This window comes from Ruegeria sp. AN6 (assembly GCF_056540425.1).
Map to the genome: position 1 here is coordinate 1 of NZ_JBQFWR010000006.1, position 14,266 is coordinate 14,266.

The following is a 14,266-nucleotide window of genomic DNA, read 5'->3' on the forward strand; positions in this document are numbered from 1 at the left end:
AATAGATTACTCATGTTATACCCCTGAAACTCAGGGGCTTGAATCATGCAGCCGAGATGACGGCAACCAAATTAATGGGTCCAGAACCTAGATTGTAGAAGACTTCTCCATTCAGGAACTCATCTCTGAACCGCGCATTGAAACTTTCACAGTAACCGTTCTCCCATGGGCTGCCTGGCTCGATGTATGCGGTCTTTGCTCCAACGGCATTGATCCAGTCTTGCACGGCCACGGCAATGAACTCAGGGCCATTGTCGGAGCGAATGTAGCTTGGCACACCGCGCATGATGAACAGGTCACTCAGCACGTCGATGACATCGCTGGAGTTCAGCTTACGGTCCACGCGGATCGCCAAGCACTCCCGGCTGTACTCATCGATAACGTTGAGCGTGCGGAACGCCTTTCCGTCATCCGTTCGACAACGCACGAAGTCGTAGCTCCAGACGTGGTTTCGATGCTCCGGCCGCAGCCGAACACACGACCCATCATTCAACCAGAGCCGTCCCTTCTTTGTTTGTTTCATTGGCACTTTCAGCCCCGCCCGACGCCAAAGCCTTTCGACGCGCTTGTCATTCACCTGCCAGCCCGCATCTCTCAGCAAAGCCGCGATCCGGCAATAACCGTAGCGGCCATACTGGCGGGCCAATTCTATCATGTCCGCCACCAGACGCTTCTCGTCAGCTCGACCTTTCGGCAGCTTTCGCTGTGTGGATCGGAGTTGTTTCAGGACGCGACATGCCTTGCCCCATCAATATCTCAACCTGCCGCAACTTCGAGACAATCTCTTCCGGCTTCGGTCGCTTGTTCGCAATGTGCTTCCTCCGTTTTCATAACCATAACGGCGGACCACTTCAGAGGGGGAGGATCAAACGTAAAGAACTTACGCACTTTCAAAACGTTCGATGCGTTTAAATGAAGGGCCGCTTTGGGCTCCAAGCAGACATCCGACGCTTTCGGTCGGTTACTCTGCGCTTGGTGGCATCATGAATGACAGCAATGCGGACAAAGCACCTTTTTCGCTCCGAGCATTCCGGTACCCCTGCCTTTGGAGCACCGGTTGGCAGCTAATCGGATTAGAGGCGCTTTTCGGACTTAGCTGCCGTCAGTATTTGCCCGAAGCCAAGTTTTTTGACTCTTGCAACACTTGCCCAAGGCGAACATCTGTGCTGCCTACAATGCACGAATGAATTTTTCAAGGATTCTTGGCGTCGCTGGAGCAACACCGCAAACTCATTTGGTGCAGGCTACCCGAACAACTCGGTCCGCCTCGCATTTGTTTCTCTTGGTGCAATCGCCTTCAGAATTTCTACCGCTCTCATAGACACACATTGGTGGATTCGTTGACCAACCCTGCTTCGTGGTGCATTCATCTTTGCCCGTGCATTGCGAGCCTCCACAAGTTTTGGGGCGCCATTGTCTGAGCGACTGATATGTTTTCCATTCACTTGGGCAAGTTCTGCTGGGAAAAGAACATACCGCTTCTCCATTTATCATTTCGGTTAACCCTCCGGCGTTGCTACACTTCACCCCTGTGGCTGCCGCACCGATAGTGGCTGAAACTGCCACAGCAAGTAAGAAAATTCCTGCAGATAGTTTTGCCATATAGCACACCACTTTTTTCCAACGCGATCATACGCAGTACGACAGCAAGAATGAGACCAAGAAAAAGCTCTCAGCCTCACTGTCAATTGGTACCATCTGTGGACGTTCAACAAGACCCGGGCGATACCTGCTCCACACAAGAATAATCCGATGACCGAATTTTCACTTTTCTGTGTGCACTCAGTTCACGCAATACTCAAATCCCAACGACATGCCCTTTGAGGCTATATAGAATATACAAGACTTCCTCTTGCTCCCGTTGACCAACGTCGTTTGCCTTTAGTGCGTTCACAGCGTCGTCCAATACTGCGACAAACTCGTCTCCGCTGATGTTCATGTGCCGATGCGCGCTAGCCATATCCTTGCCTGCGTAGATCTCAGGTCCACCAGAACCAGTAATAAAGAAGTCTCCCGCCATTTGCTTGAGGTGCTTAATATCACTTCCTGCAAATCGAGCAGAGACAACTGGGTTTTTGGAGTGATTGTCCACCAGCGCGTCAACTATTCGCCGAATACCATCCGTCCCTCCCAGACGATCATAAAGTGTCGCAGACATTGTCTATCCCTTTTTTATCGGCGTTTCTCAGACGCTAGCACGGTATTCTAGTTGGGACCAAATCTATTGCATTTTGGCTACGCAATTGATCGTAGCTCACCTTGAAAAACGATGAACACTTTGGGCTCGGAGCGGTCATTCGCCATGCTGCGCATCAATGTCCGCTTTCGGGACTGGGTAGCGTATGGGTGACAGACAACCCTGTGGATGGGTGTGTCGCGTTGTGGCAGCATGTGTCCGCCTGCACACCTTAATCCTAACAAAGCCAAATAGTTAATGTGGTTGGCTGGGGCAGCTTGTGGCGCGGTGCGGAACAAGCCGGACTGAATCATAATCCGTGTGTCGGGGGTTCAAGTCCCTCCTCCGCTACCAAAACTTCCATGATAAATCAGACAGATGCGCGAATTCTGCGTCGCTCACATGCACTCCAAATTGGCTTTGGGTGACATTCTGGGTAACACCAGACGAATTTTGCACGCGAATAGAACTGGGATTCGCCACGAAGGGCGGGAAGCGGTTGTTCGCTATTCAAGTAACGATTGTTTGTGAAATCGTTGAAGCTGACTTTTGCAAAGCGCATGCGGCAGATGGTCTTAGGGTTGTATCTTCCTTGTCAACAACCGTACGATTCGCGACCATGGCCAAACAGCAACCGATGATTGAATCAGACAAGTTTCGTAGCAATTAATTTGACAGACCCATCACCAACGAATGTTCTCGACGGCAATGATCCCGGCGACAAGGTAATTGCTAGGTTTAGGTATCAATTTTGCGTTGCCACGATAAACGCGATACGGCTTGTGTCCCAGCCGAGTTCCGCAAAGTCTATTGTTTGCGAGAATTTTGAAGATCTAATAATTGAGCTGCATGACGGTACAGTTGTCGCTGTACAGGTGAAGACCAAGGCTCGTGATCTTGGGAAAATCAAGTTTAATTAGGAAGCGGTTCAAAAGTCACTGGTTCGCTCGATAAAGCTAGACAAGCAAATTTCCAATAAGTTTCTGACTTTCCAATTTGTTACAAACCATGATTATTGGGTGGCTGCAGACGACTTCAGAAATTTTCTTTGGGTTCTCGAGGAATTTACCAGAGCACCAACAATAAAACACCTCCGGCGGACATCCCCCAAACGCATTATTGCAAGGCTCAATATGGAAAATCTGGAACAAGCGGAATGCGATAAGCGCTCGGAAATTCCGCCTAGAATCCAAAATACTGGAACTCCTCGATACGCCTATGGAAATTCTCACAAGGGAATCCGACTAAGCTTTTGGGCCTCCAAACGTTGTCGTGTAGGTGGCGGTCATTGCGCCGAAGCGGTCATCTAGCGGCATTGCGATCAACGGCTGGTGCGCGGACATTGCAGCCAAGCCCTTTTGATCCGCATCAAGGACGTGGAAAGGCGACCAGTTCAATATCTCTCCAACCTATCAAAGAGGAGAACCTGGAAATGGTTGAGAAATCTCACACCAGTGGCTTCTGGCCTTCGCTTTATGAACCTCTTCGGCAGGCGGGAACGCGTGTACCCCTCGGGCAACCCTATTAGACAACACCGTGTCCTAGGCTACGCCTGCGGGCCGCACCACTATTGTCGAATAGCATTGCCTCGCCCCCATCCGCGTTCGCCACGTGGCAGATCAGCAGGAACAGGCGCCTTCGGTGTCTGATCTGCAAATCAGCCCTGATTTTCCCAAAAGGGAAGTCAGGATCATTGAAATCGGTCTAGGTGCTGGATGAAGGAAGTGGGGCGAAAATGGCAAGGGTCTGTCGCTGGTGGCAGAACTATGTGTCGCCTGACATTGGAAATGTGGAACGTCACTGATATTTGACTCAATCGACAGCCAAAACCGCAATAAATCGGTCAATCACGTCATTCAATTCTGACCCAAACTTCAAACATTTCTGGCCCAGAAGCGGCTATCTTCTCAAATGCGTCCTTGAGAAACAAAGGCTCAAGCCATCTGGCTGGCGGCTGAATCGTGCCAAAAAGAGGGACGCAGCGGAGTGACGGATTTGGGGGCTATCGCCGTAAACACAAGGTGTAGTAGATAGAGTTTTTTACCAACATCAATCGTTTTCGATCCCTAAACTTCCGGGAAATTCGATTGGAACATGCGCGTGCAGATTTTCTTCGGAACCGGTAGTTTCATACATCGCCTAGGCTCAAGCACGGATTCAGAGCAGGGTCTAACAGTCGTTTCATTCTTTAGTCTAAAACGGATTTCGGAAAGTAGAACGACACTGTCCAGTTCGGAATATCCACGATCTCACTGATCCGGAGATCGCCGCACACCGAGCAGAGCATATAGGCGTCGAGCGCAGACATCCCCGTCGTGGCCGCGATCCAATCGACCATTCCCGAGACCGCATCGCGAGCAGCTTGCATCAGGTCCTCGCCGATGCCGGTTGTCGCCTTGTACCCGGCAGCATCGAAATGGCGAGTGACGGGGCCATTGGTTTCAAATCTTGGGAAAGGTAGGTTTTCGCCTTTGATGAGGTCGACCTTAAGTGCCACGTCCATTGGGCTTTCAATGGCAGTGCCGCAAATCTCTCCATCACCTTGCGCGGCATGGGTATCTCCCAACGACAGCATCCCACCAGCCACTTCCACCGGCAGGTATAGCGTTGTGCCCACGCAATTGTCGCGGATGTCCAGATTGCCGCCCACCCGACGCGGCGGAACGACAGAATGTAGACCCGGCTCGGCCAGCGCCAACCCGATTGTGCCGACGAAAGGTTTCAGCGGCACCTTCCCGCCCGGGCCAAACAGGGCGGGTGTCATCGCATCGGCGTCATAATTCCAGATACGCAGGGCTGCCTCGGGAAACTGATCGGTCAGCAGGCCAAAGCCGGGGATGTTGGCGGTCCAACCCCAGCCCGAGGGTTTGAAATCCAGGAAGGTCACAGCAACCGTGTCGCCGGGCTGGGCCCCTTTGATGTGGATCGGCCCTGTGACCGGGTTGACCGCGTCGAAGGACAGCGTACCCAGGTCGGCCACTGTCGAGGAAGCGTTCAACTGCCCGCCCGAGCTGTCGATGGTTTCGACCTCGACGGTCTCGCCGGGGTCGACGCTCAGAACGGGTTCGATGGAGTTGTCCCAGCCGAAATGATGGTTGTGTTTGTGAATAGTGTGGTTGCAACCCATGACTTACTCCTGTTTTTTGAGAACCAGGTCTTCGATTTCTTGATCACCCATGATCCCTCCGGGGCGCAGGGCCATAGTCAGTACGATGACCGTTCCCAACGCAATGCCTGACAAGCCCAGCACTTCGGGCAGGTCGATGCCCAAAAGGACTGGGCCGGTTTCCAGCCAGCGCACGCATTCCAACCCGAACGAGATCAGAAGCGTGCCCAGAACCGCACCTGTAACCGTTCTCATTCCCCCAAGGATCAGCATGGCGAGTGTCAGGAAGACGTGGTTGAAATAGAAGGGCCGCGCGCTAATCGTGCCAAGGAAATAGGCGTAAGCAATCCCGGCGACCGCAAGCAGGATGGCCGACAAAACCCAGGCAATCAGGCGCAACCTGCGAATGTTCACACCCATCGCGGCGGCTCCGACCTCATCATCGGCGCAGGCACGCAGCTGGATACCCCAACGGCTTTCGCGAAACAGGCGCACGATGAACACAACAAACACGGACAAGATCACGATAGACGTCAGTGAAAACACCTGTGGAATGCCGAAAAACGCCTGGTTCCCTTTGAAAATGTCGGTGCGGTACAGGAATACCGAATGCACGATGACCAGTACGGCAAGGGAAAAGATGGTCACGCCGGACCCTGTCAGGCGCACGACGAACAGCCCGACGATTAAGGCCAGAATGGCGGTGATCGCAATGGCAAGCAAGGCCGAACTGACCGGATCCAGCGAAAAGGCATTCAACCCCCATGGCGCATCCGGCAGAGAGATGGATTTGACTGTTACCGGCGTTACGCAAATTGCGGCCACATAGGCACCGATCCCCATGAAGGCACTGTGGCTGAGGTTGGTTAGGCGCGCATTGCCCATGAACACCTGCATGGCCAGAACAACCAATAGGTTCACGTAGGCGCTGTAGACCAGCCGAAGCTGATAGCGAGAGCCGAAATAGGTCACGACCAGCCCAATCGTGATCAATACTGCGGCCAGGATCGCAGCGCCCACCAGTCCGCGTTTCTGACTGGGATTCAGGATCATATCTTGTCCCCTTTCTCAGTCGGAGGCGACAGGATGCCATCGGGCCTCCAGACCAGGACAAGGGCGATGATTCCAAACACAAAAGCGTCTTTCATACCGCCATATTCCTGCGGTAGCAGGACTAGCATGGCAACCTCGATCGCGCCGAGAAGAAAGCCGCCCAGCACGGCTCCGGGCAGGCTGCCGAATCCTCCGACGACGCAGGCCACGAAGGCCTTGAGGACTGGGTTAAACCCCAGATGCGGATCAACCGACCCACGCCGCGCCATAATGAAAATACAGGCCAGCCCAGCCAGAAGGCCCGACACCATGAAGGCCACCGCAAACACCCTGTTGGATCTGACGCCGACCATGCGGACCATCTCAAAATCCAGCGACGCAGCGCGCATTGCCAGACCCAGTGTCGTGCGCTTGAGAAACAGCATCAGCCCGACGATCACCAGCACCGTTGTCACCGCCTCGAACACCTGAAGGGAAGATACTTGAACGCCCAAAAGCTGCACGGGCCAGTCTAAGAAATACAGCGACGTCACGGCCACTGGGCGAGGTGAGACGGCAAGCAGAAACACATTCTGTAGAATGATCGAAACACCAAAGGCGGTCAGCAGGCCGGTTGTCGGATCTGCGTATCGCACGGGTCGGAACGCCACGCGTTCCAGCAACAGGGACATCAGGATCGCAGCCGCGATAGCTCCGCCTATGACGATAAAGGGGTTGTTCAACGCCAGCGCAGCAAAGGCCACCATCGTGTAACCGCCAACCGCGATCACCTCACCATGGGCAAAGTTCACCAGCCCCATGATCGAAAAGACAATCGCCAGACCGAGTGCAATCAGCGCATATTCCGCACCAAAGGCAAGCGCGTTCATCATCTGCTGGGCCACGTATTCCATGTCAGGCGATCCCCGTCAGTTCCGCCATAAGCGCGCTGCTTTGGCCCAGTGTTTCCTTCGTCCCCTCGGCCACGATCCGCCCGTTGTTCAGTAGGTAGGCGTAGTCCGACAGGCGCAACGCCTGCGTTGCGTTCTGTTCAACCAGCAGGATCGTAATTCCCTGTGCTTTCAGCCGTTCGATCATCTGGAAGATCTGGCTTACGATTTTTGGGGCCAGACCCAGGCTGGGTTCGTCCAGCAGCAGGATTTTTGGTCGTGTCATCAAGGCGCGGGAAATGGCCAGCATCTGCTGCTCTCCGCCCGACAAGGTACCGGCTGGCTGGTCCCTTCGTTCGCCAAGGATTGGAAAGGTCTCAAGCCAGTGGGCGATATCGGCGTCCTTAGCCGTGCGGTCAGAGCGCGTGGCGCCACCGAGAACCAGATTTTCCTCGACGCTCAGGTTCGAGAAGATGCGGCGTCCTTCGGGGGCCACGGACATGCCCGCCTGCACGCGTGCTTCCACAGGCAGCGAAGAAACATCGGCCCCGTCAAAGGTGATCCGGCCGGAGGACTTGACCACACCCATCAGCGCCGAGATGGTCGAGGTTTTGCCCGCGCCATTGGGACCCAGCAAGGACACACAGCGGCCCTTGTCCACGGCGAAAGAGATGCCGTGCACGGCCTCGATCGGACCGTGAGAAACTATCAGGTTTTCAACATTCAACATGGGTTTGGAAACGGGGGCTGGAACCGCCCCCGTCTTTTGACTCAGTTCCAGTCTTTCGGTGTGTTTTCGGGAATTTCGTTCGAGATCAGAACCCGCTTGCCATCTTTGTAGCCAATCACAGGGATCGTGCGTTGGGCATAGGTTTTCGTGTCCTTGAACGAAATGCTGTCGACTGTCAGAACGGGGATCGACTCCGCTGTGCGGATCGTTTCCGCAATCACCGCCGGGTCACTGCTGCCCGAGGTTTCAACCGCCCAGGCAACGGCCTTGACCGTGTCGGCACCGGTGGCCGGGAACAAACCGGGGACGTCGTGGCCCAACTCCTTGCAATCGGCCATGAACTTAACCACGGCGCTTTCGTTATGGCTGGGGGCCAGCGTGGCAAAGAAAACCTTGTCGAGGATCGCAGGATCATCAGCCGCGACTGCATCCAGGGATGGATCGTCAAACCCATCCGAGCCGACCACCCAGGCGTCGATACCAGCGCTGCGCAGCTGCCTCACGAGTACACCGATATCAGGCATGATCGACGAAATATAAACGGCATCGATCTCTTCACCCAGTGCTTTCATGTCCGCGATCTGAGGCGACCAGTCCGATGTGCCAAAGCTGAAATTCATCTTGGCCAGCACCTCGCCGCCGCCCTCTTCGATCACTTGTCCGAACCACAGCGGTGTACGCGCGGACCACGATCCGCCTTCGTCCGAGGTCAGCAGAACCACGTTCTTGACCCCTTCGCTGAGCGCGTGGTTTGCAGCCGCCGTTGCCGTGAATGGATCAGGTGAGACGCCAGTAAAGAAGTTGTCGACGATGCCCGCGTGCATCTCGACCTGCGTGGATTGCGGCTGGAAGATGGAAACGCCGTAAGGTTGGGCGATCTGAGCCACCGGGATCATCGTGTCCGAGAACGGCGTGGTGCCCAGCATAACGACCCCTTCGTCGAGAAACTTCTGCGCCAATGAAATGGCGGCCTGCGTGTCGCCTGCGGAATCCTGCACCAGAACTTCGATCTTCTTGCCACCTGCGCCGCCTTCGGCGTTGATCATATCCGCCATGCAGCGCGCGCCCAGGTATTCGGAATAGATAGCCAGATCACCAGTCATCGGTACACCCAGTCCGATCTTGATCGTATCTTCGGCGACCGCGGGTAGGGCCAGGCTCATGGCGGTCAGAGTCGTAAGGGTCAACTTTTTCATACTTGTTCTCCTGTTGAAAGCCGCCTGCGTCACGCGGCACGTTCATCGGTTTCGCCAAGATAAGCGTCGATAACCTCTTGGTTCTTGGTTATTTCTTCGGGTGCGCCTTCGGCAATGATGGCGCCCATATTCAAAACGGTGATCTTGTCACAAAGCGACATGATGAATTTCAGATCGTGGTCGATTACCAAAATCGCGCTGTCCGAATATGTTCGAACCCATGTCAGAGACCTGCCTAGAGCTTCCGTTTCCTGTTCGTTCATCCCCGCGGCGGGTTCGTCCAACATCAGGACACGTGGGTTCAGCGCCAGCGCGCGAACGATCTCGAGCCGCCGGAGTTGACCATATGCCAACGACCCGGCGTTCTGGTTGAGCTTGTCCGAAAGACCGAACTCCGGGATCGCGGCCTCGACGATTTCAGCGCCCCGGCCGGAATAGCGGGCGACGTCGATGTTCTGCGCGACGCTGAGGCTTGGAAAGACCCGCAGGTTCTGAAACGTCCGCGCCACGCCGCGCGCCGCGCGTTCGTGGGCGCGCAGGTGGTCCAGCGGCTCGCTATCCAGCAACAGGCTTCCTGCCGAATGGGTCAGCAGACCAGAGATCAGGTTGACCAGCGTTGTCTTGCCCGCACCATTGGGGCCGATCAGACCGCGCACCTCGCCTGGTGCGACGGACATGGTCACATCCTCGACGGCGTGGACCCCCCCAAAAGTCTTGGTGATGCCGTTCAGTTCAAGCACCGGCCAATTCCTCGACCAGTTCCTTTGTGGTGATCTGTCGGCAATAACCCTTGATCGCACGCAGAGAATTATCGTGCCGATCCTGCGTATGGGTCAGGCAGGCGTCTTCGACTTGAGTGACAAGGTAGCCCAGATCACACGCGTCCCGGATGGCGCTTTCCACGCATTGGTCCGTCAAAAGACCGGACAAAACGATCTGACGGACTCCAAGGTTGCGCAGGATATAGTCAACATGCGTGGACACAAAAACCGACGAGGACGTCTTCGGCAGCACAATCTCATCCCTTTGGGGCGCGATCTGGTCAATGACCTTTCCATCCCAGCTGCCCTTGGGAACATGAAACCCCGTAATTTTGTAGTCCAACGACCGGTCGCGCCCGTCGAGTGTCAGGCTTTCGATATTGGTATACATGACCTCGACACCGGCGGCGCGGCAGGCAGTTTGTATGGCCTGCATGTTCGGGATCACGCGGGCGTCCAGTTGGTCGAAGAACCAGCCGAATTTCTCGTTGAATTCAGCTTCGGGAAGGTCCTTGAATTCGGCACCTTCGCGATGTGCCGAATAATTCTGCACGTCAATGAACAACAGCGCGGATTGCGATGGGATCAGTGGAACATTGCGGGTCAAGGTCACGTCTTAGTCTCCAATATCCGGGTAAAGGCCTCGGCGAGAAGCTGCGCCCAATCCTCGACGCCTTTTGCATCGCGGATCAGGTCATTGCGGATTTCGACCAGCGAATGCGCCAGTCCGCGCGGTTCGGCGAAATGCGGTATGAACCAGTCGCTTTCACTGTCGATTTGATATGGCTGGTTTAACGCCATGTGCAGATCGGGACGTAGGGCCGAGATATGGTCGATAGCGGCTTGTCCCGTGGTCGGGTCAACGCGGGTCAGAAATCCAGCGTGCCAAGGTCGCGTCTCACCATCGACCTGTGCGGCGAAGGAATGGATCGACACCGCAAGCACGCGCGGCGCCCGGTCCAGCATATGTTCAATGGCACCGTTCAGAGGAGCCATGATCTCGCGCTGACGCGCCGTGCGATCCGCAGTGGTCAAGTTCAGATTGGCAGGGATCTGCTCTCCAAAGCTCTTTGGCGGAATTGAATCCGGGGCCTCGATCGGGCGGTTGCAATCAATCACAAGCCGGGAATAGCGCTGCAAGATCAATGGGGCCCGTAGCCGGTCAGCCAATTGCCGGGCCACGGCCTCGGCCCCGATATCCCAACCGCGATGACTGGCTTGCACCTCTTCCGAGACACCCAGATCGCCTAGCTTTTGTGGGATCGCGCGCCCGGCGTGTTCGCAGAGCAGCGCGATCTTCGCATCACTGTCACGATTCACCCATTCTACCGGGGCGGGATCCCCGGTGACCAGCAGTTCTTGGGTTGCGGCTGATGTCTTCATGTGGCCTACGTTAGAGAACAAGTTTTTTCAGAGTCAATAAAAAATAGATTGACTGAAATTTTTATTCCATGCGATCCATTCAGATCAGGAGGTGCCGCTTGCTTGTTAGGCAGAGAATTGAAGCGAAGGCTGAACGCATGACCGCGAGCGAGCGCAAGCTGGCCGCTGCTTTGCTGAGCGACTACCCCTATGCGGGTCTGGTCACGATCCAGGAACTCGCCCGGCGCGCCGAGGTCTCGGCCCCGTCGATCTCTCGGTTTGTTACCAAGATCGGATTGGGGGGCTATCAGGAATTCCAGCGGGCTCTGTTGTCTGAATTGAAAGAGGGCCAACGCTCACCCACCGATCTGCACGGCGAAGGGCGCAGTGTCGATGGCGGGTTCTTACGCGACTTCATCGCGCGGGCCTCGTCTCAGATGGCGCTGTCGGCAGAAGGTATCACCGAGGCGCAGTTTCAGCGTATATGCTCGGTACTGAGCCAACCTAAGAGCGATGTCTATATATTGGGCGGTCGGATCAGTGACACCATCGCGCAGCATTTGTCTTTTCACCTGCGCCAAACCCGCAGCGGCGTGTATCATCTTCCGGCCAACAATGAGGTCTGGCCGGAATACCTGCTACGGATGAAGCCTGCGGATATCCTGTTTCTGGTCGATTTTCGCCGTTACCAACCTGCATTGGCGCGATTGGCCGCGACAGCCGCGCAGGATCGAGGGGTTCGCGTTGTCCTCATGACAGACAAATGGTTGTCGCCCATATCCCGACATGCGGCAGAAATCTTGCCAGTTCCGATCGAAAGCGGCACGCTCTGGGATACGTACACAGCGGCCCTTGCCGTCACCGAGGCGCTGGTGACCCGCGTCGCCGAAGACAACTGGGATCAGACGAAATCCCGCATCGAAGCCTGGGATGCCATGCGATCCCACAATCAGGACCCTAACCCATGATGCCCAAAACCCCCTTGATGTTTGTCGCCACCTCAGACCTTGCCGGGAAATTGCGGGGCAAGGCCTTTCCGGCGGATCAACTGAACAAGCGGTTGCAGCGCGGGGTCGGGTGGACACCCACCAACGTTCAGATCAACTGTTTTGACGGAATTGCTGAAAGCCCGTTTGGCGCGCTGGGCGATCTTCTTCTGATCCCGGACGCCACGGCCGAGGCAAAGGTCGAATTCGGCGAAGACTCTGGTCTGCACTTTCTTATGGGCGATATCGTCACGCTGGACGGAGACCCGTGGGACTTCTGCACGCGCAGTCTCTTGAGGGCGGCGCTGGAGCGGCTGCACGAGGTCTCAGGAGCAAATTTGCTGGCCGCCTTCGAGCATGAGTTCCAGTTGAAAGATCCGCCAGCTCAGGCCAACGAAGCCTATGGCCACCGGGGCTTTGGCCTGCAGCGTGATCTGTGTGAGACTTTGATCAACGCTATTTCTCAGGTCGGTCTGAAACCGGATTCGATCATGAAGGAATATGGCCCAAACCAATATGAGGTCGTCATCGGCCCCGAACTGGGGGTGCGCGCGGCGGACGCGGCCGTCATGGTGCGCGAACTGACCTATGCGACTGCGCAGGCCTATGGCGAGCGGGCCACCTATACCCCTATTCGCGATGTCGCGAGCGTTGGTAACGGAGTCCATATCCACATGAGCTTTGTGGATGATCAGGGCGCGCCGCTGACCTACGCCAAAGATGGGCCGTGCGGCATGTCGGACCTGACGAGTGCTTTCGCTGCCGGAGTTCTGAAGTATCTGGATGCGATTTTGGCCCTGACTGCGCCTTCGGTGATCTCGTATGAACGCCTGACACCACATCGTTGGTCTGCTGCTTTCAACAATCTGGGATTCCGCGATCGCGAGGCGTCGTTGCGGATTTGCCCTATGACGGCCAAGGATCCGACCTCAATCGCTCGGCAATTCAATATCGAATACCGTGCTGCCGACGCGGCAGCCTCGCCCCACCTGGCATTGGCAGCTATTGTTTTCGCCGGAGCACAAGGCATCGAAGAAGGCTTGGCTGCGCCGACCCCGACAGAAGATGATTTATCGCTTCTGAACGCCTCTGAATTGGCCGAAAAGGGCATCGTGCGACTGCCGCAAACCTTAGAAGAGGCGCTGGACCGCTACGCGAGCAACCCAGTGGCAACAGGTTGGTTCCCGGATGGTTTTGCGCAGGTCTATCGCACACATAAACAGTCTGAGATTACAAGAACTGCAGAATTGGAAACGGATGCTCGCTGCCGTTTGTATGAGGAGACGTATTAAGGTCAGGAAACCCGATTGTCTTCGATAGGTATTTTTTAGACGTTTTAGACGTGCTGGGATTGTTCTTGGACGACAGGCACCAAGCCATCGTGGCCATCTCGTCGGCCTCAAAAGCAAACGAAGTCCGAAAGGGAGCTTGGCCATAACTATCACCGACGGCGGCTGTGTTGCGCGTTCCTAAACTCCAACTGGATCGTTGTTTCACGTGTGCGACGAAAGTCGGCACTAGCGGGCCGCAGTGCGACATCTTGGCAGTGGCTGAAGGACCAACCTACCTGCGTCATACAGGGCGGGTGACCCACGTCGTCATGACCGAGGAACTGTTCGACGAGCTCTGGCCAGACCCGCGACGGGCCTGGAGCATCGATGAGATGCCACTCCGCAAGGAGCGACTCTTATTCGAGGCATTGCACAGGTCACTTGCCGAAAGTGAGTAAGACGACAGTTAGAAATGTGACGTCAATCCGGGCGCTGCAGGTCCGTCTCAGTACCCGGAAATTCGCAACCCATGGATGTTTGGTACCGCTATAACGAAGCGCGAACATCACTGAATGGGTGTTATGTGAAGCGATCTCTGGTTGAGTGGTCCGTCCGTCCACAGCCTAGCGGCCCAATCACCTAACACCACATTGAGCGGCTTTTTCCCGCCCCATTGATGTTGTTCGCCCAGTCCGATAATCAGACCGGCTGCGTTTTCGGCCGTCTATCCGAGCCCAGCCCAAAACCAACGAGCCA

General features: G+C 55.6%; 12 protein-coding genes and 1 pseudogene. 3 read left to right on the forward strand and 10 right to left on the reverse strand.

Going from position 1 to position 14,266, the window contains the following annotated elements:
* Positions 1–73 precede the first annotated feature (73 nt).
* Positions 74–742, reverse strand: a pseudogene (locus tag ACR0MQ_RS11100) (IS3 family transposase); the annotation flags it as partial.
* A gap of 1,056 nt (positions 743–1,798) precedes the next feature.
* Complete coding sequence (locus ACR0MQ_RS11105) at positions 1,799–2,158, reverse strand: group I truncated hemoglobin (protein WP_170771355.1); 360 nt, start codon at positions 2,156–2,158, stop codon at positions 1,799–1,801.
* Between the two features lie 689 nt (positions 2,159–2,847).
* On the opposite strand from ACR0MQ_RS11105, the gene ACR0MQ_RS11110 reads away from it, so the two are divergent.
* A complete protein-coding gene (locus tag ACR0MQ_RS11110; protein WP_170475443.1) occupies positions 2,848–3,096 on the forward strand; it encodes a dsDNA nuclease domain-containing protein in 249 nt (82 codons plus the stop codon).
* 1,268 nt (positions 3,097–4,364) lie between these two features.
* Here the strand turns inward: ACR0MQ_RS11110 and ACR0MQ_RS11115 are convergent.
* From ACR0MQ_RS11115 to ACR0MQ_RS11150, 8 genes are read right to left on the reverse strand one after another with little or no spacing between them, the layout of a single operon-like run.
* Positions 4,365–5,303 (reverse strand): acetamidase/formamidase family protein, encoded by a 939-nt coding sequence (locus ACR0MQ_RS11115; protein WP_010437445.1) that lies wholly within the window; start codon positions 5,301–5,303, stop codon positions 4,365–4,367.
* Positions 5,304–5,306: 3 nt separating this feature from the next.
* Complete coding sequence (locus ACR0MQ_RS11120; protein ID WP_480608155.1) at positions 5,307–6,335, reverse strand: branched-chain amino acid ABC transporter permease; 1,029 nt, start codon at positions 6,333–6,335, stop codon at positions 5,307–5,309.
* On the reverse strand, positions 6,332–7,228 hold the full coding sequence (locus ACR0MQ_RS11125) for a branched-chain amino acid ABC transporter permease (protein WP_010437443.1): 897 nt from the start codon (positions 7,226–7,228) through the stop codon (positions 6,332–6,334). Before ACR0MQ_RS11125 ends, ACR0MQ_RS11120 begins: the two co-directional genes overlap by 4 nt.
* 1 nt (position 7,229) lies before the next feature.
* On the reverse strand, positions 7,230–7,934 hold the full coding sequence (locus ACR0MQ_RS11130) for an ABC transporter ATP-binding protein (protein ID WP_010437442.1): 705 nt from the start codon (positions 7,932–7,934) through the stop codon (positions 7,230–7,232).
* Positions 7,935–7,975: 41 nt separating this feature from the next.
* Positions 7,976–9,130: an ABC transporter substrate-binding protein gene (locus ACR0MQ_RS11135; RefSeq protein ID WP_480608160.1), complete on the reverse strand. Its 1,155-nt coding sequence runs from the start codon at positions 9,128–9,130 to the stop codon at positions 7,976–7,978.
* A gap of 29 nt (positions 9,131–9,159) precedes the next feature.
* Complete coding sequence (locus tag ACR0MQ_RS11140; RefSeq protein WP_170771367.1) at positions 9,160–9,870, reverse strand: ABC transporter ATP-binding protein; 711 nt, start codon at positions 9,868–9,870, stop codon at positions 9,160–9,162.
* A complete protein-coding gene (locus ACR0MQ_RS11145; protein WP_170475430.1) occupies positions 9,863–10,504 on the reverse strand; it encodes a cysteine hydrolase family protein in 642 nt (213 codons plus the stop codon). The genes ACR0MQ_RS11140 and ACR0MQ_RS11145 overlap by 8 nt, the downstream gene beginning before the upstream one ends.
* Positions 10,501–11,274 (reverse strand): N-formylglutamate amidohydrolase, encoded by a 774-nt coding sequence (locus ACR0MQ_RS11150; protein WP_170771369.1) that lies wholly within the window; start codon positions 11,272–11,274, stop codon positions 10,501–10,503. Before ACR0MQ_RS11150 ends, ACR0MQ_RS11145 begins: the two co-directional genes overlap by 4 nt.
* 68 nt (positions 11,275–11,342) lie before the next feature.
* Between ACR0MQ_RS11150 and ACR0MQ_RS11155 the strand changes: the two genes are divergently transcribed.
* Entirely contained in the window at positions 11,343–12,221 is an 879-nt protein-coding gene (locus ACR0MQ_RS11155) for a MurR/RpiR family transcriptional regulator (RefSeq protein WP_170542747.1), read from the forward strand.
* Positions 12,221–13,531: a type I glutamate--ammonia ligase gene (locus tag ACR0MQ_RS11160; protein WP_480608500.1), complete on the forward strand. Its 1,311-nt coding sequence runs from the start codon at positions 12,221–12,223 to the stop codon at positions 13,529–13,531. The genes ACR0MQ_RS11155 and ACR0MQ_RS11160 overlap by 1 nt, the downstream gene beginning before the upstream one ends.
* The last annotated feature ends 735 nt before the right edge of the window (positions 13,532–14,266 follow it).

What these genes read in the sequence shown, in the direction of transcription:
- ACR0MQ_RS11105 (WP_170771355.1), bottom strand. Translation starts at nt 2,158, where the DNA reads ATGTCTGCGACACTTTATGATCGTCTGGGAGGGACGGATGGTATTCGG.
- ACR0MQ_RS11115 (WP_010437445.1), bottom strand. Translation starts at nt 5,303, where the DNA reads ATGGGTTGCAACCACACTATTCACAAACACAACCATCATTTCGGCTGG.
- ACR0MQ_RS11120 (WP_480608155.1), bottom strand. Translation starts at nt 6,335, where the DNA reads ATGATCCTGAATCCCAGTCAGAAACGCGGACTGGTGGGCGCTGCGATC.
- ACR0MQ_RS11125 (WP_010437443.1), bottom strand. Translation starts at nt 7,228, where the DNA reads ATGGAATACGTGGCCCAGCAGATGATGAACGCGCTTGCCTTTGGTGCG.
- ACR0MQ_RS11130 (WP_010437442.1), bottom strand. Translation starts at nt 7,934, where the DNA reads ATGTTGAATGTTGAAAACCTGATAGTTTCTCACGGTCCGATCGAGGCC.
- ACR0MQ_RS11135 (WP_480608160.1), bottom strand. Translation starts at nt 9,130, where the DNA reads ATGAAAAAGTTGACCCTTACGACTCTGACCGCCATGAGCCTGGCCCTA.
- ACR0MQ_RS11150 (WP_170771369.1), bottom strand. Translation starts at nt 11,274, where the DNA reads ATGAAGACATCAGCCGCAACCCAAGAACTGCTGGTCACCGGGGATCCC.
- ACR0MQ_RS11155 (WP_170542747.1), top strand. Translation starts at nt 11,343, where the DNA reads ATGCGATCCATTCAGATCAGGAGGTGCCGCTTGCTTGTTAGGCAGAGA.
- ACR0MQ_RS11160 (WP_480608500.1), top strand. Translation starts at nt 12,221, where the DNA reads ATGCCCAAAACCCCCTTGATGTTTGTCGCCACCTCAGACCTTGCCGGG.